Here is a 21,805-nt window from a genome sequence, read left to right as displayed (position 1 = left end):
GTTAGCTCCTTATCAGGCTCAAGACCTCGGCCCGGGAGGCGGCGTTCTTCTGGAAGCCGCCGCGCACCGCGGAGGTCGTCGTCACGGCACCAGGCTTGCGGATGCCCCGCATCGCCATGCACAGGTGCTCACATTCCAGCACCACAATCACGGCGGAAGCCCCCAGCTTATCGACGATCGCGTCCGCAATCTGCGCCGTCAACCGCTCCTGCACCTGTGGCCGCTTCGCGTACATATCGGCCAGGCGGGCGAGCTTCGACAGGCCCGTGACCTTGCCTTCCTTGCCCGGGATGTAGCCGACGTGCGCCTTGCCAAAGAATGGCACCAGGTGGTGCTCACACGTGGAGTACACCGGGATGTCGCGCACCAGCACGAGCTCCCGGTAGTCCTCCGCGAACGTCTTCTCCAGCACAGCGGTCGGGTCCTGGTGCAGCCCCGCGAACACTTCCTCGTACGCCTTCGCAACCCGCGCCGGGGTTTCCTTCAGCCCCTCGCGGTCCGGGTCTTCGCCGACTGCGATGAGGAGTTCGCGCACCGCGGCTTCGGCGCGGGCGCGGTCGAACTTACTGGTCATCCTCGTTGCTCCTGTGTCGTGGCAGCTGTTTGGTTTCTTCCTCTGACGGTCGGTCGGGCCGGTCGGGCCGCTCGTGCTCCGGCAGGCGGAACCCGATCTCCTCGTCCGGGCGGTAGTTGTCCATGCCCGGGTGCGTATCCGGCTCAGGCTTCGGCGCAGGCTCAGGCGCTGGCGCGGGCTCAGGTTTCGCCTTCGGCGCGCCCGGGTACGTCCAGTCGTTCGGCGGCTTCGGCCCGCCGTAGGTCGGGGTACCTCCCGCAGGCGGCGGTGGCAGCGGAGCGCCGTGCTCCTTCTCCCGTTCTTTTCGACGCCGCTCCCGCGTCTCACGCGACGCCTCAAGGATGGAGAAGCGCTTCGGCGGCTCCTCGCCACGCTCTTCGGCAAGCTCGACCGGGGTCTTGACGGGCTCGCGGCCGATCTGGCGGCCGAAGCGGATGTCGTAGGCGGGCAGCTCCGGCCGGTGCGGCTCTACGCCCTCGAGGAGCGCTTCGAGGTCTTGGCGGCGCAGCGTTTCCTTCTCCAGCAGCTTGGACACCATGGTGTCGAGCTGGTCGCGGTACTGCTCCAGGATGCCGTAGGCGGTGGCGTGGGCGGCGTCGATAAGCCTGTGAACCTCCCTATCGATCGTGGCCGCGACCTCCGGCGAGGACTCCATCTTGGCACCCGCCCCCATGCCGGAGAACGCGTCACCTTGGGCCTGGCCGTACTTCACCGTGCCGAGCTCCGAGGTCATGCCGTACTCGGTGACCATCGCGCGCGCGATCTTGGTGGCCTGCTCGATGTCGTTGGAGGCACCCGTGGTCGGCTCGCCAAAGACGAGCTCCTCCGCGGAGCGCCCACCCATGGCGAAGACGAGCTGGGCGAAGAGCTCGTCGCGGTTGTACATGCCCTTGTCGTCCTCGTCGGCCGTCATGGCGAACCCGCCAGTGCGGCCGCGGGCAAGGATCGTGACTTTGTAGACGCGCTCGATGTCTTTCAGCGCCCACGCCGCGAGCGTGTGCCCGCCCTCGTGGTAGGCGGTGACCTTCTTCTCCTTCTCCGAAATCACCTTCGAGGAGCGGCGCGGCCCGCCGATCACGCGGTCCGTGGCCTCCTCCAGCGCGTCTGGGGTGATCACGTTGCCGCCGATACGGGCGGTGAGCAGCGCGGCCTCGTTGAGCACGTTGGCCAGGTCCGCACCGCTCATGCCGGCGGTGCGCTTCGCCAGCGCATCCAGGTCCACATCCTTGGACAACGGCTTGCCCTTCGCGTGCACCTTCAGGATCTGGGCGCGGCCCGCGATGTCCGGGTTGGTCACCGGGATCTGACGATCGAAGCGGCCCGGGCGCAGCAGCGCCGGGTCCAGGATATCCGGGCGGTTCGTTGCCGCGATCAGGATCACGCCTTCGCGGTCGCCGAAGCCGTCCATCTCAACCAGCAACTGGTTGAGGGTTTGCTCGCGCTCGTCGTGGCCGCCGCCCATGCCGGAGCCGCGCTGGCGGCCGACGGCGTCAATCTCGTCGATAAAGATGATGCAGGGCGAGTTCTCGCGTGCCTGCTTGAACAGGTCGCGCACGCGGGAGGCGCCCACACCGACGAACATCTCCACGAAGTCGGAGCCGGAGATGGTGTAGAACGGCACCCCGGCCTCACCAGCGACGGCGCGCGCGAGCAGCGTCTTACCCGTGCCGGGCGGGCCGTACAGCAGCACGCCGCGCGGGATCTTCGCGCCGAGCGACTCGTAAATCTTCGGGTCAATGAGGAAGTCCACGACCTCCTGCAGCTCATCGACGGCCTCGTCCGCACCCGCGACGTCCGCGAAAGTGTTCGTCGGATTGTCCTTCGACAGCTGCTTCGCCTTCGACGACCCAATCCCGAACATGCCGCCCCCGGCCTGCATGCGGTACATGAAGAAGAACAGCAGGCCGAAGATCAGCACCATCGGCAGCATGAAGCCGAGCATCGACATCAGGAAGGACTCCTGCGTCACGTTCGTCTTGTACTTGTCTGGCGCGGCTTCCTTCACCGCGCCGAAGATCTCCGGCGTCGTACGGGCCGGGTACTGAGCGCTGATCTGCTCGACGCCCTCGCGCTCTTCAACCTTGATCGGCTCCCGCAGGTCAATGCGGACGCGCTGCTCGCGGTCGTCGATCTGGACTTCCTTGGCGTTCTTGTTCTGCAACTGCTCCATCGCGATCGACGTGTCCACGCGCTGGTAGCCGCGGGTGTCGTCCCCGATGAGGGTGAGCAGGTACAAAACAATAAGCACGGTGGCGCCGATCAGGCCCCACCGCAACACGTTTTTATTCTTGGTCATACAGCTCTTCTGTGTGTATTAGATGTCCTCAGGCGCGTCGGAGTAGACGCGAGGGTGCAACGTGCCCACGTACGGCAGGTCGCGGTAACGCTCGGCGTAGTCCAGGCCGTAGCCGATGACGAACTCGTTGGGGATGTCGAAGCCGACGTCGAGAAGATCAATCTTGGCCTTCTGCACCTCAGGCTTACGCAGCAGCGTGATCACCTCGAGGCTCTTCGGGTTACGTCCCGACAGGTTCTTCAGCAGCCACGACAGGGTCAGGCCGGAGTCAATGATGTCCTCGACCACGAGCACGTCGCGGCCTTCGATCTCCTTGTCCAGGTCCTTCAGAATGCGGACCACGCCCGACGACGTGGTGGAGCTGCCGTAGGAGGACACCGCCATGAACTCCATCTCGCACGGGATGGAGAGCTTGCGGGCGAAGTCCGTCAAGAAGAACACAGCGCCCTTGAGCACGCACACGAGCACCAGGTCCTGCTCGGAGTCGCGGTACTTCTCGGAGACCATGTCAGCCAGCTCTTGGATGCGCCGCTGCAGGTCTTCCTCGGGGATCAACACCGCCTCTACGTCGTCTCCGTAGCGGTGTGGCGCAACGTTGAAATCCTTCTTGTCATACAGCTCGGTCATCGGGTGCCCTTTCTCAAGACCGTCTCGGTTTGGCATCAGTTCATCATCTTGCCACTTTCACGTCACCTTGGACAACCATTTAGACGAACACGAGCGTTCCGTCGCGCCGCTCCACCCGCACTCCCCCGCCGAGCTGCACCGCACCTTGCCCCCGCCAGTTCGTCACCAGGGCTTCAATCGCCGCAAGGTGGGCACCTTTGACCTCCCCCCGCTTTTCGACGACCCACTCCGCCAACACCGCCCTCCTCACCACCGGCGGCAGTGTTGCAAGCTCCGCGCAATCCAGCGTTTCGGCGTTCGGGGCCGGGGTGATGCGTTGCAGCTGCGCTGCGGCTTGCGCGATCCGGTCCGCCGTGCCCGCCAACGCCGGGACCACCTCCCCACCGACGATCTCCTCCAGCAGCGGAATCACCCGGGTGCGCAGCGCCACACGCCGGTACCGCTCGTCCTTGTTCATCGGGTCCTGCCAGGGTGCGACGCCCAGTTCGGCGCAGGCGCCCGCGGTGTCCGCGCGGCGGACACCCAGCAACGGGCGAACCAGTCGACCCGCGCGCGGCGCCATCCCCGCCGGGTTGCCGCGCAGCGCCCCGAGCAGCAGCGTTTCGGCCTGGTCGTCCGCGGTGTGGGCCGTCCACACATCCCGGTCGGGGCCGGCGTGCTCGAACAAGGCCGCGTAGCGGGCCTGGCGGGCGTCGGCCTCCGTGCCCTTACCTGTGCGTGTGATTTGGATGGTCGCGATTTCCGCGGGCACCCCAAAGTTCCGCGCCTGCTCCGCCGCGCGCCTGGCCACCTCCGCCGATCCCTCCTGCAGCCCGTGGTCCACCACCAGCGCCGTCACGTCCAAGCGTTCCGCTGCGGCCGCCGCTACCAGCGCCAACGAGTCCGCCCCGCCCGACAGCCCAATTACCGCAGGCTCCGTCCACCCGCGCACTGCGCGCCGACACGCCAAAAAGTGGGGGCTGCGCCGGGGCCAGAACGGCTCCATGGCTAGAACTCCCGCAGCGCCGAAGCGAACGTGTCCATCGCCCGTCGTGCCTCCAGAATGTCCGAATCGTTCGAGAGCAGCGCGAAGGTGTACACGTTGCCGCTTTCCGCAGTCACCGTGCCCGCCAGCCCGGACGTCTCGTCCAGGGTGCCCGTCTTCGCGCGGACCCAGCCGCGCCCGGCCAGGCCCCCGTAGCGGGTGGCCAGGGTGCCGTCGCCGGCCGCAATCGGCAGCGCGTCCAGCATCGGGCGTAGCAGCTCGTGTTGGGTGGCGTCGCTGAGAATGCTGTCCAACATGCGCGGGGTGATCCGGTTGTCCACCGACAGGCCAGAGCTGTCCACCAGCGTGATGCCGCCCGAGTCAAAGCCGTGCTCAGCCAGGACGTGCAGGGTGGCGGAGGGGGCGTCGATACCTACGTGGGCCGCCACCTCTCTGCCGATCGCCTCCGCGTAGACGTTGTCGGACTCCTTCATCATCATGTACAGGCGCTGCACCAGGTCCGGCGACTCCACGCTTGCCAGCGTCTCCGCCTCCGCGGGCGCCGGACCAATGCCGACCGTCTGCGCACCCACGCGGTCCGCGAGCGCCTGCGCCACATCCAACGCCGGAGTATGCGAGCGCGGCACGTCCCCCTCGGTCTCCCCGTTCAGGCGACCGCCCGAGAGCATCGCCGGCTCCAGGGGCGCGACGAAGCCGCCATCGATGTCCACGGGGTCCCAGCCCGGCATCATGGTCGGCTGGCCCTCCCACGCCTTCGTGTCGATGAAGACGGCGGTAACCTGCTGGTTTTTGAGCTGCTCGGCGAGCTGGTCGATGGCCTCCGCGTCCAGCCACACGTCACCATTCGCCTTGATCACGACCGAGCCCGGCTGCTCCCCACTCACCACCTGCGTCTCGATCCTGTCATCCGCCCCCAACTCCAACACCGCCGCCGCGGCCGTCAGAATCTTCGTCGTCGACGCCGGGCGCAACGCCTCCCCCGCCAACCGATCAAACAGCACCTCACCCGTCGAACCGTCCGACACGCGCGCGTGGAACGTGCCCAACGCAGGGTCCTCCGCAAGCTCCGCCAGACGCGCCTGCAGCGCCTGGACATCCACCGGGCGTGGCACCGCCGGCACCAACACCGGCTCCGCCTGCGGCAACTGATACGCCGGGGCGTGTTCAATGCGCGCCAACTCCTGCTGCGCCGCCACACCGAAGCCAGCCGCGCCACCCACCGCGACCAACGCAACCCCGCCAACAATCCAAGTCCAAAGCTTCACGGCGCATAAGCGTAGCCCAAACCCACACGGCGACGCAGCCCCGTATGATAAGTACCGGTATTATCAACGCGACTACAAAAGGAGCGCACATGGCTGTCGAAGTCACCATCGAAATCCCCAAGGGTTCCCGCAACAAGTACGAACTCGACCACGAAACAGGCAAGGTCTACCTCGACCGCCACCTGTTCACCCCGATGGCCTACCCACTCGACTACGGCTTCATCGACGAAACCCTCGCCGACGACGGCGACCCAATGGACGCCCTCGTCATCCTCCCTGAGTCCGTCTTCCCAGGCGTCATCGTCAAGGCACGCCCAATCGGCGTCTTCAAGATGACCGACGAAGCCGGCGGCGACGACAAACTCCTCTGCGTCATCGACGACGTCCGCTACGACCACTACCAGGACATCGACGACGTCTCCCAGTTCCTCAAAGACGAAATCGAGCACTTCTTCGTCCACTACAAGGATCTCGAGCCGAACAAGGAAGTTTCCGGCTCCGGCTGGGGCAACAAGGCAGAGGCTGAGAAGATCCTGCAGGCCTCCATCGACAACTACAAGAAGTAGGTCGCTGCTTCTAAGTGTTTGCCGCCTGGGTTGTACCTGGGCGGCTTTTTGCTTGGGCCTCTACCAAATTCCTGGTTTTGGCGTCGGCTCAGCAGGCCCGAGTCGGCCTGAGTGACAAAACACGCAACCCAATACATCCAGCCCTTTTCCTACCAGCGGAAATAAGGATGCGCTTTTGCAGGGTTGCGTCCTTTGTCACTGGCTGCCCAATCTGCACACCACGAGCGTCTAGAACTTGAGGTGATCTTTCGCCCAGAACGCCGCCGCGCCCAGCAGCGCAAGCAGCGGCACCAGGATCGCCGCGATGATGCCGCCCTTCGAGCTGCCTTCGCAATTCTCGGAGGATCCACTTGAAGAACCATCCTTCGCGCAGGTCGCAGGCGCCGGAACGCTCGGCTCGGGTGCCGGCTCACTTGTCGACGTCCCCACCTCCGGCTCTGGGACTTCCTCAGTTGTCCGCGCGGCGGACTCGGACGTGGTAGTCGACTCGGACGTGGTAGTCGACTCGGTCGTCGAAGAGGATGCCGTCGTAGTCAGCGTTGTTGAAGACTCTGGTGCGGGCTCAACCAGCGTAGTCGTTGGCGTAGTTGTCCGCGGAGCGGACGCTTTCGACGTCTCCGAGGTCGAAGGTTCGATGGTTTGGGTTGTCCGCGGGGCGGACACTTTCGGCGCCTCCGAGGTCGAAGGCTCCGTGGAAGGCTCCGCCGTAGTCGTTTCGGTTGTCCGCGGCGCGGACACCTTCGGCGCCTCGGAAGTCGAAGGCTCCGTGGAAGGCTCCGCCGTAGTCGTTTCGGTTGTCCGCGGCGCGGACGCTTTCGGTGCTTCCGAGGACGCGGACGAAGACGTGGACGAGGTCGCGGACGAGGATGTGGTCGTCGAAACCTCTGACGTGGTCGGAGACGGTGTGACCGAAGTAGTCACCGACGATGGCGCAGCAGAAGAAGTGACGTCCGTGGTTGTTGGCGTCGGCTCCTTTGCCAGCAGCTCGTCCAGGTTTTCCTGCGCCTCGACGACGCGGAAGAACGTGCGGTCAAGCTCGGCTTGCGCCTTGTTGATTTCTGGTGCGTAACCGGTGCGGCGCACAACCTTCATGAGCGCTTCGGCGATTTTGTGTTCTTGCTTGGCGGTCGCCAGCGCCGCGCGGGCTTCCTCAACGCTCTTTGGTTTCACTGCGGGCGCGTAGCTCGGGGCTTCGTACTGCGGTGTTGTGGCTCCACAGTTCGGGCAGCAACGAGGCGATGACGTGGAGGTCTCCCCGCTTGTCGACGGCCCCACCGTCGGCGTTGTCCGCGTAGCGGAAGTCGTAGACGTAGTTGGCGTTGCCGACACGCTCGGGGCCGCCGAAGTGGTTGTCCGCGGCGCGGACGTGGTCGACGTGGTCGGAGTTGGCGTAACCGACGTAGTCGACGTGGTCGGAGTTGGCGTAACGGACGTAATCGACGTGGTCGGAGTTGGCGTAACGGACGTAATCGACGTGGTCGGAGTTGGCGCAACCGACGTAGTCGCGGTTGTCCGCGGCGCGGACGTGGTCGACGTGGTAGGCGTTGTGGACGTGGTCGTTGAGGTCTCGCTGGCGAGCTGCTCGCGCAGCTTCCCGAGGTTTGCCTTGGCTTCCGCGAGGGCACGCTCCGCATTCTCCACGTGCAGGCGCGCCAAGATGCGGTCCTTCGTACTCCGAGCGTTCTTCTCAGCCTGCTCGGCCTTCTTCAACGTGGCTTCTGCGTCGGCGACGATGCGTTCGCCCTCTTCGACCGTGGAAGGCTTTGGCGGGGCGACGTATTCCGGCGCAACGATGTAGTCGGTGCTCGGTACCTGCGAAGACGTCGAGGACGGCTTAGAGGTAGAAGGCTTAGAGGTAGCAGTCGTCGAGGTAGACGGCGTGGTCTCCGGAGCGATCGTCACAGTGACGGAGGGCGCTTCAGAAGTCGTCGAGCTCGTCGAGGTCGTTGGCAGCGGTAGGGCGCTCGGGATCGTCGGCATCGGCAACGGTGGCAGGTCCGGGAGGGACGGCTGGCTCGACGACGAAGACGAAGAAGACGATGTCGTCGGCTTTGGCTTCGGACGCTCGGAAGTCGTCGGCGTCACCACCGGTGGCAAAGGCGAAGGCTCAGGCGAAGGCTCCGGTGTAGGAGTCGGCTTCTGGCGCAGGTTGTTGCGCTGGATGAGGATTTCGGCGTCGAGAGGCTGGGGTACCAGGCCGGGTTTACGGGAGCCTCCGACGACCATAAGGAGGTCGTCGCAGCTGTGCGCGAGTGCCATCGCGTGGCCCATTTCGTGCGCGATGGTCATAATGCGGCTTTTCGCCTCAACATAGCGCCCAAACATCCTGGGACTAATCCGCACGGTCAGTGTCGGCCCGCCGCCGGTCACGCGCCCCAGCGGCCGCAGGCTTGGGTCCACGATCACGCTGACGGCCTCGGGCGTCTTGTGGTCGATGAACTTGATATCCAGGTATCCACCTCGGTCGCGCACGGCCTTGACCCACAGGTCGGCGGCGCGCTGGATGTCGGCGCGGTGGCCGGTGGTGTCGTAAAGGTAGAGGGTGTTGTTGCGGATGCCCGTATTGCGGTCACCCGCGAACGTAAACCGCGAAATGTCCAGTTGCTGCCCCCGCTTGAACTGCGACTTCAACGCTTTGCATTCGCTGCCGTTCGGCTGAACATCAACGTGCGCGTACGCGGGCGCTGTACCCCCTAGTACCAGGGAGAAAGTACAGACTGCAGCAAGGACATTTCGAGTTTTCACAAAGGTTTACTATATGAGGAATCGGCGCCCGTATGCAAAGACGGCTGCACCAATTATCGACGCCACCACCAACGCAAACAGCGCCCGCACCAGGGTGTTGGATCCGGTCTCAGCCGCGATACCGCGCTGCTCTGCCACCGGGGACTGTGCCGAGGCAGCCTGTGCCGGGGCAGCCTGCTGCTGCGCCTCAACAGGCGCCTGACCTGCAGCCTTGGAGGTTGCCAGGCCCTGGCGTGCCACCTCAGCAGCGTTTTCTGCCAGCAGCGCGTTGGAGTCCTTCACCTCGGCGTCGGTTGGAGGCTCGTTGATGCGGGCCAGGTCGGTGACGTAGGTCTTGCCGTCAGCGTTGAGGTAGTACGTCAGACCACCAATCGCGAGCACTGCCGGAAGCGCGATCAGGCCAGCTGCAGCCGGTGCCGGGTTGTTCGGGTCAACATCTTCGGCGGTGAATGGGACGTCCTGGTGGTCGCCGGTCGGGTCTGGCTGCTCGACGGGGGTCGTCGCTTCGGTTGCGGGAGCTGCCGGGGCTGCGGTTTCGGCAGCGGGGGCGTCGATAAGCCCGGCGACGGCCGCCTTCGCCACGTCCACTGCGCGCTCGCGGTCAGCCGCCGAGAGCTGGTCAAACGCGATGTTGACCAGGTTGCGGTCCGGCACGTAGTGGGTGCCGTCCTGGGTGAGGAAGTACTCGGCACCGTTGATGTCGTGGGTCACGGCCGGCAGCGGAATGTCCTGCGCCTGGGCCATGGGGACGATGGCGGTTGCGAGCGCGCCGGTCATGACGGCGGCCAAAACGGTGTTGCGCTTCATTAGGGGCTCCTTTGCTCAACATGAAGTCTCAAGTCTTACTTCATGGTTTAGCCCCACTGTAGACGCACTTCACCCCAGTCACAAGTGTTTACACAAAAAACTTCAGTTACTTTGCGCCGGTATCGGTCGGTGGCGCATCCAGCACGGACGAAAATTGCCACCCAATGACCGCGTTGCGAACCGAGTCCGCCAAAATATTGCGCGGCTGAATACAGGAGATCGTCAGCAGCCGGCCCGGGCGTGGCCCATCACCCCAAATATCAACATCGCTGGCCATGACCTCTTTCACCGGATCGTGCAGGTCAGTCGCGCGGTACGACAACCACTTCCCACCAGCTGCCTCGGAGTCGGCGGTGCGCAGGTACAGCATGTCCCCCACCCGGATGGTGTGCTGGTCGGAGGAGCCGTCGAAAAGCTGGTCAAAGACCCCGTGCACCCCTGCACCCGTGTGACCAGCGACGACCACCAGATCCTCAGCACCCGGCCCCGGCAGCGAATACGGCTTCTCCGGCGCCGTATACACACATGCCTTATCTAATGTGGCCGGATCCAAGGCGTCCGCGCGCACGCGGCACGGGCCCTCCTCGAAGTGCGCGCGAAGCCCGACCGAGGGAATAAACATCTCGAGCGGCTGCGACTGACCAAGCGCTGCAGGAACCTCTGCTGGAGGCTCGGGCGCAGGCGCAGGCTCCTCTTTGCCGCACCTTGCTGGCAGCGAGATGAGTGCCACGATCAGCATCAACGCCACTATTCGGCGCACCCAAAACACCCACTGCGGGGGGCGAGTTCGAGGAGGCGTGCGCATAGTGCAAATCGTAGCCGACACACCCGACACTTCCGCTACAATCGCGCACATGCAATCCATCAACGTCAACAAAGTCCCCGAAAACGCCCAGCTTATCGACGTCCGCGAACCCGAAGAGTACGCCGAAGTCCACGCCGTCGGCGCCACCAACCTGCCACTGAGCGAACTGACCACCCTCACCGACCGGATCGACCCCGACCAGGACATCTACGTCATCTGCCGCTCCGGCGGGCGCTCCTCCCGCGCGTGCGAATACCTCGAGCAGGTACACGGCTGGGAACCCATCAACGTCGAGGGCGGCACCATGGAATGGATCGCCAACGGGCTGCCCACCGAGTAGCACGGTTTCATTCCTGGCCAGCAGCCCGATACTCTGGGACTTATGGCCACGATTGAACTCCCAGAGGCGCTGACTACTTCGCCATCGTTCCAGATCGAACGCGTGCGCAGGCACACCAAAGACGAGGTGGAGCGCACCCTGGCGAAGCACGACTCCTCCATGCGAGAGTTCTGGGTGCTCAGCTGCGTCTCCGAGCAAGCACGCTCCCAATCGCAACTCTCCGAGCTGCTCGCGATCGACGCCTCCGACATGGTCCGCCTCATCGACTGCCTGGAGAAGCACGCGTGGGTCAAACGCGAACGCGACCCGAAGGACCGCCGCCGCCAAATCGTGACCGCCACCAAGAAGGGCGGCAAGGCCCTGGCGAAACTCGCGGAGGATGTGGCCGCCGCCGAGGAACGCGCCCTTGACGCCGCCAACCACAAGCAACTCAAGAACCTGCGGAAGCTGTCGCAGGCGATTTTGTAGCTTTTGCTTGACTCACTTCGCGCGGCGCGCACCAAATTCCCGGGTTTCAGCAGACCCGCGCAGCGTTTCCCCAGTTCACCAGCCCGTCGCCGCGGATCGTGGTGCCCAGCAAACTCCCAGCTACTCCTCGACAGCGTCCCGCCGACGCTTCCACCGCCGGTACAGAATCAGCAGCAACACCACCAGCACGATCAGGGCCACGAGGATCATCCACCAGCTGATGCCCAGGCCGGTGACGCGCGGTTCGGGGGCGTCAGGGTCAAGAGGTACGCGAATGGCGTGGACGAGCAGCCTGTCAGTGTTGAGCCCGTAGGGGGTACACGTGATCAGGGTGAGGCGATCCTCCCCTGGTTGGTAGCCTACGGCCTGGTATTGGTCCGGTTTCACCACTTCGCGGCTGACCATCTGGTAGCGCAGTCGCTGCCCCATCACGTCTATGTAGATGTCTTGGCCTGCTTTGAGGGTGGGGAGGGCGTCGAACATGGCGGCGTTAACCATGCCGGTGTGGGCGGTGATGACGGCGTTGGTGCCGTCGCCGCCGACGGGGAGGGTGGAGCCAAACATGTGGCCTGCGCCGTCGTAGAGGACGTGGGGTGCGGTGGTGTGGTAGACGGGCAGATCGACGCCGATGTCGGGGATGCGGATGCGCGCCATGATGCCCCCGGAGCCTGGCAGGTTGAGTTGTGCCATGTAGTCGGGCATGTCGGGGTCGTTTGGGGCGGGTGGGCGCGCGTGCGTGCCTGTAGCGAGGAGGCGTTGGTTGTAGTCGCGGGCGCGGGCGAGTTGGGCGTCGCGTTCTTCGGCGCTGAGGTTGGTGGTGTGTTCGCTGTAGGCGTCGGCTTGGCGGCGGAGTTGTTCGTTGGTGGCGAGTGTGGCCACGATTGGGTAGAGCAGCAGGAGCGCGCCGAGGATCAGCCCGATGAGCGAGATGAGGTTCCCGGCGCGTTTGCGGTTGGGTTGGCTCACTGTTCGTTCTCGTCTTCTTTTCGACGCGCCAGCAACCATCCCGCAACGATCAAGGCGAGGGCGAGCAGTGCGAGCCAGATGACGTTGGCGCCTGTGTAGGCGAGGACTTGGTCGACGCGGCCGCGCGGCCCGTCCTGCGAGGGCTGCCCCTCAGTTGTTGGTGTTGGTGTCTTCGGCGAGGTCCCCTGCGGGCCCGCAGGCGACGGTCCAGCCGGGCCCGATGAGCCTGCTTGCTCTGGCAACCCTGGCAGCAGCGGTATCAGCGGCAACAGGCCAAGCAGGCCCCACAGCCAGCGGCGATCCCCCTTAGAGGAGCCTTGCTGCGCGGGTGCCTCGATGAGCACGTAGGCGTGGGTGGCCTCCACGGTGACGTGGTTGCGTTCGGGGTCCATGCCGTTGGTGGTCAGGGTGGCGTCGGCACCTGCGGTGCCTGCCGCGGTGGCGCGTGCGTGTTGCTCCAGCGTGACGGTGGTACTGGCGTCAGTGGCTCGGGCGCGCGCGAGTTTTGCCAGGCCAGACTTGGTCAGGACTGCGCGCAGGCGGTTGCCTTCGCGATGGAAGGTGACATCGCCCGGGCCGAGCGCCACCCCGTTGATGCGCACCGTAGGCTCCCCAGAGAACTCCAGGTTTCCGGCGAGCGTGAGGATGAGCTCGTAGTGGCCGATGGTGCCGTCGTCAGATGGGTTGGGCGCCACCCCGCGGACGGTAAAGGTGACGTCCTCGCCTGGGTGGACGCGCTGGCGGTTAGCCTCGAGCGCCACACTGAGGTGCTGGGCTTTCGGCTCCACGGTGCGTGCGGACCCCTCCGTCACGGGTACCACGAAGGGCGCGAAGAAGACGTGTGACGCCGCCTTCGCCTCACTGTCGCCCAGCGTGAACAGGTACGCGCCGGGTTGCAGGCCATCGAGGGTGACGCGGCCGCCGCTGGTGCGCGCGGTGGCCACTTCGACGAACGTGTCGGGCTGCGTGCGCAGCAGCCGGGGCACGTCGAGAGAGGTCAGCGCCTCACGCCCCGCCTGGGTGCTCATATCCACGGTGGTGATGCGGGAGACGGTGACGGTGCGCTCCCCGATGGTGTCCAGGCCGTCGACACCTGCGGCGGCGCGCAGGTCCACCGTGACGCTGCCCGGTGCCGCAGCCACCGCAGCGGGTGGGCCGAAAACGGGCATGCCGACGCCGGCAACGCCGACCGTTACGGCCAGCGCCACCGCCATCGCAGCCCCTGGGTTGCTCACTGCTGTCCTACTTATGCCTTGCGGGAGCGCAGCTGGTAGACAGCGCCGCCGCCGAAGAGCACCACGCCGAGCGCCAGGATGATGAGCATGGTGCGCTCACCGGTTGCTGGCAGGCGGCCGAACAGGTTGTCCTTCACGTTGTTCACGCTGCCGGTGAGCGTCTTCGTGGCTTCGTCGTAGGTTAGCGGCTGTGGCTCCGGGTTGTTCAGGTAGCCGGACACGCCCTTGGTTTCTACTGCGCAGTAGTCGGCGAACTTGTTGTCCTTCTTGGTCAGGTTCAGGCCCTTGGCCTTCGCCTGGGCGGCACCGGCGTGCTTCTTGCCGTCGGCGACGGTCTGATCGGCGGTCAGGGTCGTTCCGGGCTTGCCGTCAATGACGACGCGCTGCGCGGCGGTGCCTTGTTCGACCTTCCAGGAGCCGTCGTTCTGCTTGGTGCAGGTAAAGATCTGGAACTGGGCGCCGGCGCCGTTCTTTTCGCCTTCCTTGGCCTGCTTGTTCAGCAGCTTGGTCACCTCAACATTGGCGAAGTTCAGTGTCGTGGCGCCACCGTCCGGGTCGTCGGTTGGGGTGGTGTTGTGCGGCTTGTCGTCGTTGGAGTAGTACACCTGCGCGGTGTTGTCGATCGTGCCGTTCTCGGGCAGGTCGACCAGCGTCGCGTCGAACTCGGTGCGCACGATCAGGCCCGGGTTCGCGGCGCGCAGCTCGCGCAGCTTCTGCAGGCCGTCCTTGGTGAACGTCACGTTGATGGTGTTGCCGCCCGCTTCGGGCACGGTGTAGTGCGTATCGACGGCAAGCGTCTCCGGCTCCTTATCGTCGGCGGACTTCAGCACCTGCACCAGCACGGGGTGCTCGGCCTGGGTCCACTTGAGGTTCGCCGACAGCGTATCGACGACCCTCAGTTGATCGCCTTCCGGGTTCGGGCCGAATGCTGGGATGGGGGCGTCGATACGGTAGCGGGCCTTGTCACCAAGGGTGGTGTTTTCGCTGATGAGCGACTTCTTCGGCTCGAGGATCTGGTTCTTCGGGCTGATGGTGCGCTCGTACTTCGCCTCGCCGTTCTCGAATGCTGGGAGGGTGAGCAGAAACGGGGTTGCCACGGAGTGCTTCGCGCCCTCGGCGCGCAGCTCGGTGACGCGGAAGAGGCCCACGCCGAGGTCCGTGAACACGGCCTCGCCGTCAGCGTTCGTGGCGACTTCCTTCGCTGTGAAGTTCGGGTCCGCCTGCACATCGGAAACCTTCTTCTCGCCTTCTGCGGCGACGTCTTCCCAACCCTTCGCGGTGTTCAGCGGCGCGGTGGCGATACGCTCCACCTTGAAGGTGACGTCCTTGATCGTCTTCAGGTCGTCGAGTTTGCCGTTTTCGCCGATCGGCTCGCCCTTGTACTTCTTGATGGTCAGCTTGGTGGCGTGGTTGACGTCGACCTGCGCCTGGGCGACGGCGGCTGGCATCGTCGCAACGATGGAAGCGCCCACCGGGCCGACAAACGCGACGGCCGCCGCGGTGGAAATTGCGAGTGCGGAACGGGAAATGATGTGTTTCATGGTGTCTAACTTTCTGTTGTTGGAGTTGTTGAGGTTGAAGTCTGTGTCAGGAAGCGTCGGGCGCTGAAACCGAAGATCAGCAGGCCAAGGAGCAGAATCCACACGAGTGTAGTGCTGCCGGTATCGGGCAACAACCAACCGATGGTCGACGGCAACCGCAGGGCCCCGTATGTGGATTCGGCGCTGACCATCCCGAGGGTGCCTGTGGCCGCCTGCAGCGTTGCGGTGCCGCGGTGACGGAACGTGCCGTCCGCGGGGATGTCCACCGTGATGGTGCACGTCGCGGTCTGGCCCGGGGCCAGCGCGGCGCGTGTTGCCTCACACGCGGCGGCAGGGATGGTGCCCTGCTCCCCGATGGTCTGCGGGCCCGCGGGGGTGTGCACCGTCATGCCTGCCAGGGCTGGGTCGCGAAGCACCATGTTGGACAGGTCGAACTGGCCGGTGTTGGTCAGCTCGTAGGTGATGTCCATGGTGGTCGCGTTGTCGGGCAGCAGGGCGGTGTCGGCAACGCTGGTGACGCTGGACAGCGGGGTGCCCGCGATGTGCTTGCTCAGGGCCACGCTGGCGAACTTGTTCAGTGCGGTCGCGGTCCAGGCGTCACCGGCGCGGCTGGTGTCGGTGGCCTCCGGGGCGAGCACCTTGAATCCCACCGCTGGCATACCCAGTTCGGTGAGGTAGCCCTCCCCTAGCTTGGCGCCCTGCGAGGTCAACGCGAACGTGTATGTGCCTTCCGCTTGTTGTTCCTCCACGGTGCACTCGCTGTTGACGGGCACCCCACGCAGCAGGTGGGTCTGGCCGCTTCGGAGCTCGAAGGGGTCGCGCTGGCCGTCGCCGCAGTTCGCGGTGAACGTATAGACGCCGTCAGTCTCCGGAGCGCCCGCGGCCCGCTTCGTGAAGGCAACGTCCACCGTGGCGCGCGGGTGGTGTGCTTGCACGCCGACGACCACCGCTGGGTCCACCGCGGCGTCGGCATCCGGCGCATCCGCGGGAACGGCCACGGAGTACTCGTACTCCTTGGAACGCACGTCCTGCGGCGCAACCTCGTCGACTGTTGTCGCAGGGCCCGCGTAGGCGCCGCTCTCCCAGGCAGCAAAGCCCAGGTAGGGGCGCCGGTCACCAGCGGCAACCTCCACCTCACCGCGGGCGCTCAAGGCTCCTGCGGAATCCACAGTCAGGGTGCAGGAGGTACCCGCAGGCACCTCGAAGGTGCGAAGACCGGTGACCGGGACGGCATCCTCGCGCGGCAGGGGCCGCTCAGGCACGTCCGTCAGGCCGAACTGCACACGCGCGGTGGACAAGGTGGCGTCGCCGTCCTTGCACACCAGCTGGCCGGTGTAACCGGCGGGGTCCGCGCCGTCGAGGTACCCGGTTTGGCGCATCGCCACCTGCAGGTTGGTGGTGCGGCGCCTCACCTGGTTCACCAGGTGCAGCTGTGCGCCGTTGGCGGTGACGTCCGCTTCGGCGCTGGGCTGCGCGGTGGTCACGCGCAGTTGCGCGGGCACGTTCTCCATCGCGATTTCGCGCAGGCTGCAGTGCGCGCCGACAGGCACCGCAGCGCCCACGCCCCCGTCAGAGACGTAGCGCAGCCCGCCGTCTACCGCGGTGAAGTCGCCCGGTGTCAGCTGCAGGGGCACGCCGGGGGCGTCAGTCAGCTCGGTGCCAAGCGCCCGGCACTGCAGCGCGAAGCGCATCGTATTCGCCCAGCTGAGCAGCCGCATGTCCGCGGGTGCGCCCTCGATGTCTTTGCGCAGGGTCAGTGGCGCGGTCTGGTAGGCGTAGCGACTCGTCGCACGCACCGCGTTCTGGGCGGCGTCTTCCTCCACCACAAACGCAGGAGCGACCGCCGCCTCATTCCCCTGCTCGAGCGGCTTGCCGGTGGCGAGCGTCGCGTCACCCCTGCTCACCGACCAGTCCACCGACTCCGGCACCACCGTCGCCTGCAGCGGGCCGTCCTGCGTATCCGCCTGCAGATGCAGCGGCGCGTACCCTCCGAGCTCCACGGTGCAGGCCACACCCACAGGCACGCCGTGAACGGTAACCGTGCCCTCCCCGTCCACGGTGGCGCTGCGACGCAGCAGCTCGGCGTCGCCGTCGCGGCACACCACCGTCACCGGGTGCGCTTGCAGTGCCGCGTCGAGCGTGTTGCCTGCGGCCTCGTACGCCGCACGCGCCTGGCCCGGAAACTCGACCCCCGTCTGCACCGTGGCATCAGTGACGTGGCGGGAGAACGTATTCACGAACTCCACCTTGTTGCCCGCCTTCGCGATAGTAAACGTGTTGCCCGCCTTGCCATCAACGGTGGTGGTGGCAGTCATATGGATGCCCGGCTCCGGGGTCAGCGGGTTCTCGGCGACGGTACAGCTACTGCCAACCACCAGGTCATCCTGGGTAATCACCACGCCGTTGCGCACCGTCGCCTGCAAAGAAGCGCCCGGGGTGCCGTCCGGCAGCACACAGCGCAGCGACGCCGGATACTCCCTCTGCAGCCACGCCTCCTGCTTCGCGGGCGCGATGAGGTGCTTCGTCGCCGGATCGAACTGGACGTTCTTCACGCCGGTGATGGTGGCCCGCTGGTACGCGAACTCGTCCTCCACCGCCAGGGTGGCGCGCTCCCCGACCGTGAATGCCACGCCCGGCGCCAGCTCGGTGGCCTGCTCGCCGCCCGGCGCGTAGTGGCCCACGGTGGTGTGCGTGATCGGGTAGCGCACGCCCTGGCTGTTGGTGCGCTCAGTGTCCAGCGGGGTGCGTCGTTCCAGAGTGCACTGGGTGCCCGCCGGGATTTCGGCGGCGGTGAAGGAGCGCTGGGCGCCGTCGACAAGCTGGAAGGCTGACTGGAACGCGCCGCACGTCAATTGATAATCGACGCCCACCTTCGGGTACAGCGCCTGCTCCCCGGTGTAGCGCTGCGTGATGGTCAACCCGTTGCCGGCGGGCGTAAACGTGTTGGTCACCGTGGCCGTGTTGGTCGGGGCGGTGATGGTGAGCGTCGCGTTGTCCACGTCAGTGTCCCAGTTCACGCCGCCGGGCAGCTGCGGGCGATCCTCGGTGAAGGTACACGTGTTGCCGTAGGGCACGCGCATGGTGCCGCCGGGGCTGTCGTCGACACGCGGGTCCCCGACCTTCAGCGTGACCGGCGCACCGGGGGCGACCGTTGCGGTTCCCTCAAGTTTGACCGCCGTGCCCTGCCCATTGGCGACCACGTTTCGGCTCCCACACGCGAAGTTGAACGTGTAATTCGCCGGCAGGCCGCGCACACCGTTCGCGGTGACCGCCTTGGCCAGCTGCGCGGTGCCGTACTTGTAGTCGTAAGTACGGGTGATGGTGAATGCGTCCGCCTGCCCATCGCCGACCGTCAACGTCTGCGGCGCGACGGTCGTGCTCTGCAGCTCGAACGTGCGCACCGGGCCCTCGCCGGGAGCCGCGGTGGGCTCCTGCGAGCTCAACGTACACGTAGATCCGACCGGCATCTTCGGGATGACGGCGTGGCCATCAGTCAGCGTCACAGTGCCGGTGCGCTTCGTCGCGTCCGGGGCCGTGCACGCATAGTTCGCGCTGAAGCCCTGGCCCGTCACGGACGGCAACGCACCCGCCGGGCCCGCAAGCACCTGGTGCACCTGCACATCGGCGGTGCGGTAGTCGTAGGTGCTGCGGATTTCCACCGGCTCGGCGGCCGCAGGCCCGGTCGCAGGCAGGCGGAGCGCCAGCCCGTCCTGCTGCTGGGCGGCACCGGTGGCGTCCCTGCTGGTCAGGCTGATGTACTTCTGCTGCTCCGCTGTCAGCCCTTCGACGGGGCGCAACACGCAATCCTGCCCGCGTGGCACACCATCCACGGTCACCGGGGCGCCCCCGCGGACCGTGATCTGCCGCGCAGGCGCATTGGTGGCCGGGCAGCTGAGCTCAAACGTGAATTCCTGATTCTGCAGCACGGGCGTCGCCGCCGGGCCCTGCACCACATGACGCAACTGCAGCGTCGCAGTCCGCGCCGAGTACTGGTTCTCCGCCTCAACAGCCGCAGGTGCGGTATTCGGCTGCAGCGTCAACGTATGCTGCGCGCTGCCCTGGTTCGGGGTGCCGTGGGTGGCGCCATTCCACCGCAGATCCAGGTCCGCGCCCGACACCGCCGCAGGCGCGGTTTCCTTGAGGGTGCACGTCGCGCCGGCTGGCAGGCCGTCGACAAGCTGGCGAGAACCCGGCTGCACCTCGCGGGACCCGCTGAGCTTCACATCCGGGTACGCGGCCTGGAACCCCTCCGGGGCCGTGCACGCGTAGTCGATGGTGAACTTCTTGCCGGCAAGCTCCGCGTAATTGCTCGCCGTGCCGGTGACCCGCTTGTTCAGCTCCAACGATGCCGGGGCGAAGCGAGACTTCCAGTGCACGTTACAGTTGATTTCCCGGTTTTCCTTGTTCGCGAATTGCACCTCGGAGACGCCCTCCGCGCGGTTTTCCCGGAACCAAATGCCACTGCGCTCCGCATCCGCGCGGCTCAGCGGCGCACCGTTGTGCGTCAAACGCACCGGGGCCTGGTCAGTGTTGGCTCCTGGCTCGTACACGAAGGTGTCCGTGGCGCCGTCAGCGGAAATCGCGCTACACGTCCACTCCGGGGAGTAACGACGAAAGGCCAGATCCTTCCCAGCCATCGTCGACTGCAGCCCGACAGTATCCTCCGGCACACCGTCCGCGTTCAGACGACGCAGCACCGGAGTAGTGCTCGACCCACCGACTGGCTCAATCCAGTTACGCTGTTGCCCATCCTGGGTGAAAATCCTCGTCACCGGCTGCTCCGCCTGGCCGGTGAACGCCTGCTGCGCCGCCGTGTCCGCCGTGCCCAGCTCCTTGCCTTCCTGAGTGGAGATGCGGTTAAGCGCGATCGCCATCGCGAACGCCTGGTTGCCGCGCGGGTCCGGGAAGCGTGCCGTACCGCCCGAGTTCGACGCGATGCCAATCTCAAACGCCGTCGGCGAATCCAACCCAACAAGGAACGTGCCGTAGGTACCGCCGGAGTCATTATCACAGATGAAGTCACGTTTCTTGCCGCCCATGTCGGCCCACTGCCACTGATTCCTCTCGACGCCCGCCCCGAACGTCTTCCGGCACGCCTCACGACTGCCGTTCGGCGTCAGCCTAATCGGCGGATTGACCGTGCCCGTGCCGCCCGAGTTGGAGACATCCACGCTGATCATTTCGCCGCCGAGCACACTGCCCGTCGACTCGGCATCCGCAACCATCATCCGAAACGACGGCAGCGGCTGCCCGCGGTACGTGAACTTCACGTTGCGGAACGAAAGGCGCACGAAGCGGTTCTTCTCCGTCTGGAAAATGTCATTCGCGGTAGCCCCCGTCTCCGCAACGAAGAACGATTGCCCCGCAATCTGGTTCCCGAACGCAGCCCGGCTCCACGGCGGCTGCTGCCCCGCCGACAAGCTGCCCTTATTCGACCCCGTCCCCGTATCCGAGGCCTCCACCGTCACCGTGTACGTCAGCGTGTAATCCCCGAAACGCTTCGTCACATTGTGCGTCCCCGGCTTCGCAATATCCGACGCATCAATCCAACACATCTGGTTCGCCCACTTCTTGGCGTCCCCGTCCGCCTTACGAAACGAGCAGTCCCCAATATTGACGCGGCCGTTAGCGTCGGCGGCGCTCGCTGAGCTTTGACCGCCGAGGCCTCCGAGCACGGCAACCAGCGCGAGCAGCATGGACACAACTACTGCCGCTGCGGCTCGTCGCAGCCGAGGCGGTTCGCCAAATGCTGGCCAACCCGCTGTTGTCATGAAACCGCCCTTTTTGCTGTGCTCCAGCTTCTATGGATGCTTCTATTGGTGTAAAACACCGCAATCGTACCGTGCTCGAGGAGAGAACAGCAATACTTACAGAGCCTTAAGAATCCCCAGGTAAATGGGGGTGGGGGTTTGCTTTTTGGGTGGGCGCACTGTGGGGCCCTCCGCATTACCTTGCTGAGCTTTCTTCCCCTTTTCCTGAAGGACCCCATTGGGGCTTCTTCTTGGGAATAATCATACTGCCCAACAGGCTTAAGAAACCGAGAATCCCCATACCCGTTGCAAATGGAGTTCGGTCAAGCAGCTCAAGAATTACCGCCACAGCCAAAAACAAAACCGCTAGGCAGACAAACATCCACTGTCCTCTTCTCACCGCTCTCCCCTCTTCACGGATTGATTCGGCTAGAGCGTAGTTGACTGCGGCGTTGGACCTTGTCGCTTCATTCGCCGCAATGGCAGAGTCCTCTGCCATTGCGACAATTCTGTTTGCTAAACCAGCTTCGACCTCTTCGTAAGCTTGAAGTTCACTAGGATGAGGCAAAGGAGCAACTCGCATCACGCTCATGAGATCGTGCGTGACCCTGTTACTAACCTGATCTAGCACCTCGGCTTCTAAAACATCATCTTGTTCTGAGAGTCGATCGCCTGCCGCAGTGCCTGCCCCGTTTGCTTCCACGCTTTCTCCAGGTTTTCCGCTGGATCGTGGATACGTGCTTCCCGAATTATCCGACCGTCGCTGGAGCGAGCTATCACCCTGCCACGGGTCATGTTGCGCATCGTTCGAGTGCTCATTCGCCATCCCACCTCC

16 protein-coding genes are annotated in these 21,805 nt (G+C 65.3%); 3 read left to right on the top strand and 13 right to left on the bottom strand.

All coding sequences use genetic code 11. From position 1 onward, the window contains the following. Window position 1: 1 nt before the first annotated feature. The 5 genes from folE to dacB all read right to left on the bottom strand — a co-directional run bounded on the left by folE (window position 2) and on the right by dacB (window position 5,747). Window positions 2–574 carry a GTP cyclohydrolase I FolE gene (gene folE / locus BJP05_RS01655; protein ID WP_070361892.1) on the bottom strand — a complete coding sequence of 191 codons (573 nt, stop codon included), beginning with the start codon at window positions 572–574 and terminating at the stop codon, window positions 2–4. Beyond that, window positions 564–2,870 (bottom strand): ATP-dependent zinc metalloprotease FtsH, encoded by a 2,307-nt coding sequence (gene ftsH, locus BJP05_RS01650; protein ID WP_070361891.1) that lies wholly within the window; start codon window positions 2,868–2,870, stop codon window positions 564–566. The genes folE and ftsH overlap by 11 nt, the downstream gene beginning before the upstream one ends. Before the next feature lie 18 nt (window positions 2,871–2,888). After that, the gene (gene hpt, locus BJP05_RS01645) at window positions 2,889–3,497 is read right to left on the bottom strand and encodes a hypoxanthine phosphoribosyltransferase (protein WP_176754803.1); all 609 of its coding nucleotides are present in this window, start codon (window positions 3,495–3,497) and stop codon (window positions 2,889–2,891) included. A 79-nt stretch (window positions 3,498–3,576) separates the two neighbouring features. Continuing rightward, entirely contained in the window at window positions 3,577–4,482 is a 906-nt protein-coding gene (gene tilS, locus BJP05_RS01640) for a tRNA lysidine(34) synthetase TilS (protein ID WP_070361890.1), read from the bottom strand. Window positions 4,483–4,484: 2 nt separating this feature from the next. After that, on the bottom strand, window positions 4,485–5,747 hold the full coding sequence (dacB, locus tag BJP05_RS01635; protein ID WP_070361889.1) for a D-alanyl-D-alanine carboxypeptidase/D-alanyl-D-alanine-endopeptidase: 1,263 nt from the start codon (window positions 5,745–5,747) through the stop codon (window positions 4,485–4,487). 89 nt (window positions 5,748–5,836) lie between these two features. Between dacB and BJP05_RS01630 the strand changes: the two genes are divergently transcribed. Continuing rightward, the gene (locus BJP05_RS01630; RefSeq protein ID WP_070361888.1) at window positions 5,837–6,313 is read left to right on the top strand and encodes an inorganic diphosphatase; all 477 of its coding nucleotides are present in this window, start codon (window positions 5,837–5,839) and stop codon (window positions 6,311–6,313) included. Between the two features lie 228 nt (window positions 6,314–6,541). On the opposite strand, the gene BJP05_RS11095 is transcribed toward BJP05_RS01630, so the two are convergent. The 3 genes from BJP05_RS11095 to BJP05_RS01600 form a co-directional block, all read right to left on the bottom strand. Then, window positions 6,542–9,058, bottom strand: coding sequence for a hypothetical protein (locus BJP05_RS11095; protein WP_145945230.1), 2,517 nt, complete (start codon window positions 9,056–9,058; stop codon window positions 6,542–6,544). 9 nt (window positions 9,059–9,067) lie between these two features. Beyond that, window positions 9,068–9,865: a hypothetical protein gene (locus BJP05_RS01605; RefSeq protein WP_070361883.1), complete on the bottom strand. Its 798-nt coding sequence runs from the start codon at window positions 9,863–9,865 to the stop codon at window positions 9,068–9,070. Between the two features lie 106 nt (window positions 9,866–9,971). After that, the gene (locus BJP05_RS01600) at window positions 9,972–10,670 is read right to left on the bottom strand and encodes a sortase (protein ID WP_240492784.1); all 699 of its coding nucleotides are present in this window, start codon (window positions 10,668–10,670) and stop codon (window positions 9,972–9,974) included. A 49-nt stretch (window positions 10,671–10,719) separates the two neighbouring features. Here BJP05_RS01600 and BJP05_RS01595 point away from each other — a divergent pair, with 49 nt between their 5' ends. Next, a complete protein-coding gene (locus BJP05_RS01595; RefSeq protein WP_070363433.1) occupies window positions 10,720–11,010 on the top strand; it encodes a rhodanese-like domain-containing protein in 291 nt (96 codons plus the stop codon). 42 nt (window positions 11,011–11,052) lie between these two features. Further along, entirely contained in the window at window positions 11,053–11,478 is a 426-nt protein-coding gene (locus BJP05_RS01590; RefSeq protein ID WP_070361882.1) for a MarR family winged helix-turn-helix transcriptional regulator, read from the top strand. Window positions 11,479–11,598: 120 nt separating this feature from the next. Here the strand turns inward: BJP05_RS01590 and BJP05_RS01585 are convergent, their stop codons facing one another. The 5 genes from BJP05_RS01585 to BJP05_RS10885 all read right to left on the bottom strand — a co-directional run bounded on the left by BJP05_RS01585 (window position 11,599) and on the right by BJP05_RS10885 (window position 21,796). Further along, window positions 11,599–12,444: a class C sortase gene (locus BJP05_RS01585; RefSeq protein WP_240492783.1), complete on the bottom strand. Its 846-nt coding sequence runs from the start codon at window positions 12,442–12,444 to the stop codon at window positions 11,599–11,601. Further along, window positions 12,441–13,679, bottom strand: coding sequence for an LPXTG cell wall anchor domain-containing protein (locus BJP05_RS01580; RefSeq protein ID WP_145945229.1), 1,239 nt, complete (start codon window positions 13,677–13,679; stop codon window positions 12,441–12,443). The genes BJP05_RS01585 and BJP05_RS01580 overlap by 4 nt, the downstream gene beginning before the upstream one ends. An 11-nt stretch (window positions 13,680–13,690) precedes the next feature. Beyond that, window positions 13,691–15,220 (bottom strand): SpaH/EbpB family LPXTG-anchored major pilin, encoded by a 1,530-nt coding sequence (locus BJP05_RS01575; RefSeq protein ID WP_070361879.1) that lies wholly within the window; start codon window positions 15,218–15,220, stop codon window positions 13,691–13,693. A 5-nt stretch (window positions 15,221–15,225) separates the two neighbouring features. Beyond that, window positions 15,226–20,991 carry a CshA/CshB family fibrillar adhesin-related protein gene (locus BJP05_RS11245; RefSeq protein ID WP_168156161.1) on the bottom strand — a complete coding sequence of 1,922 codons (5,766 nt, stop codon included), beginning with the start codon at window positions 20,989–20,991 and terminating at the stop codon, window positions 15,226–15,228. A 175-nt stretch (window positions 20,992–21,166) separates the two neighbouring features. Beyond that, window positions 21,167–21,796 (bottom strand): DUF2335 domain-containing protein, encoded by a 630-nt coding sequence (locus BJP05_RS10885; protein ID WP_084028536.1) that lies wholly within the window; start codon window positions 21,794–21,796, stop codon window positions 21,167–21,169. Between the last annotated feature and the right edge of the window lie 9 nt (window positions 21,797–21,805).

It is taken from the genome of Corynebacterium sp. NML98-0116, assembly GCF_001767255.1.
GTDB classification, from domain to species: domain Bacteria; phylum Actinomycetota; class Actinomycetes; order Mycobacteriales; family Mycobacteriaceae; genus Corynebacterium; species Corynebacterium pseudogenitalium.
The sequence above is the reverse complement of the archived record's forward strand: the minus strand, read 5'-3'. Positions and strand labels throughout refer to the sequence as shown.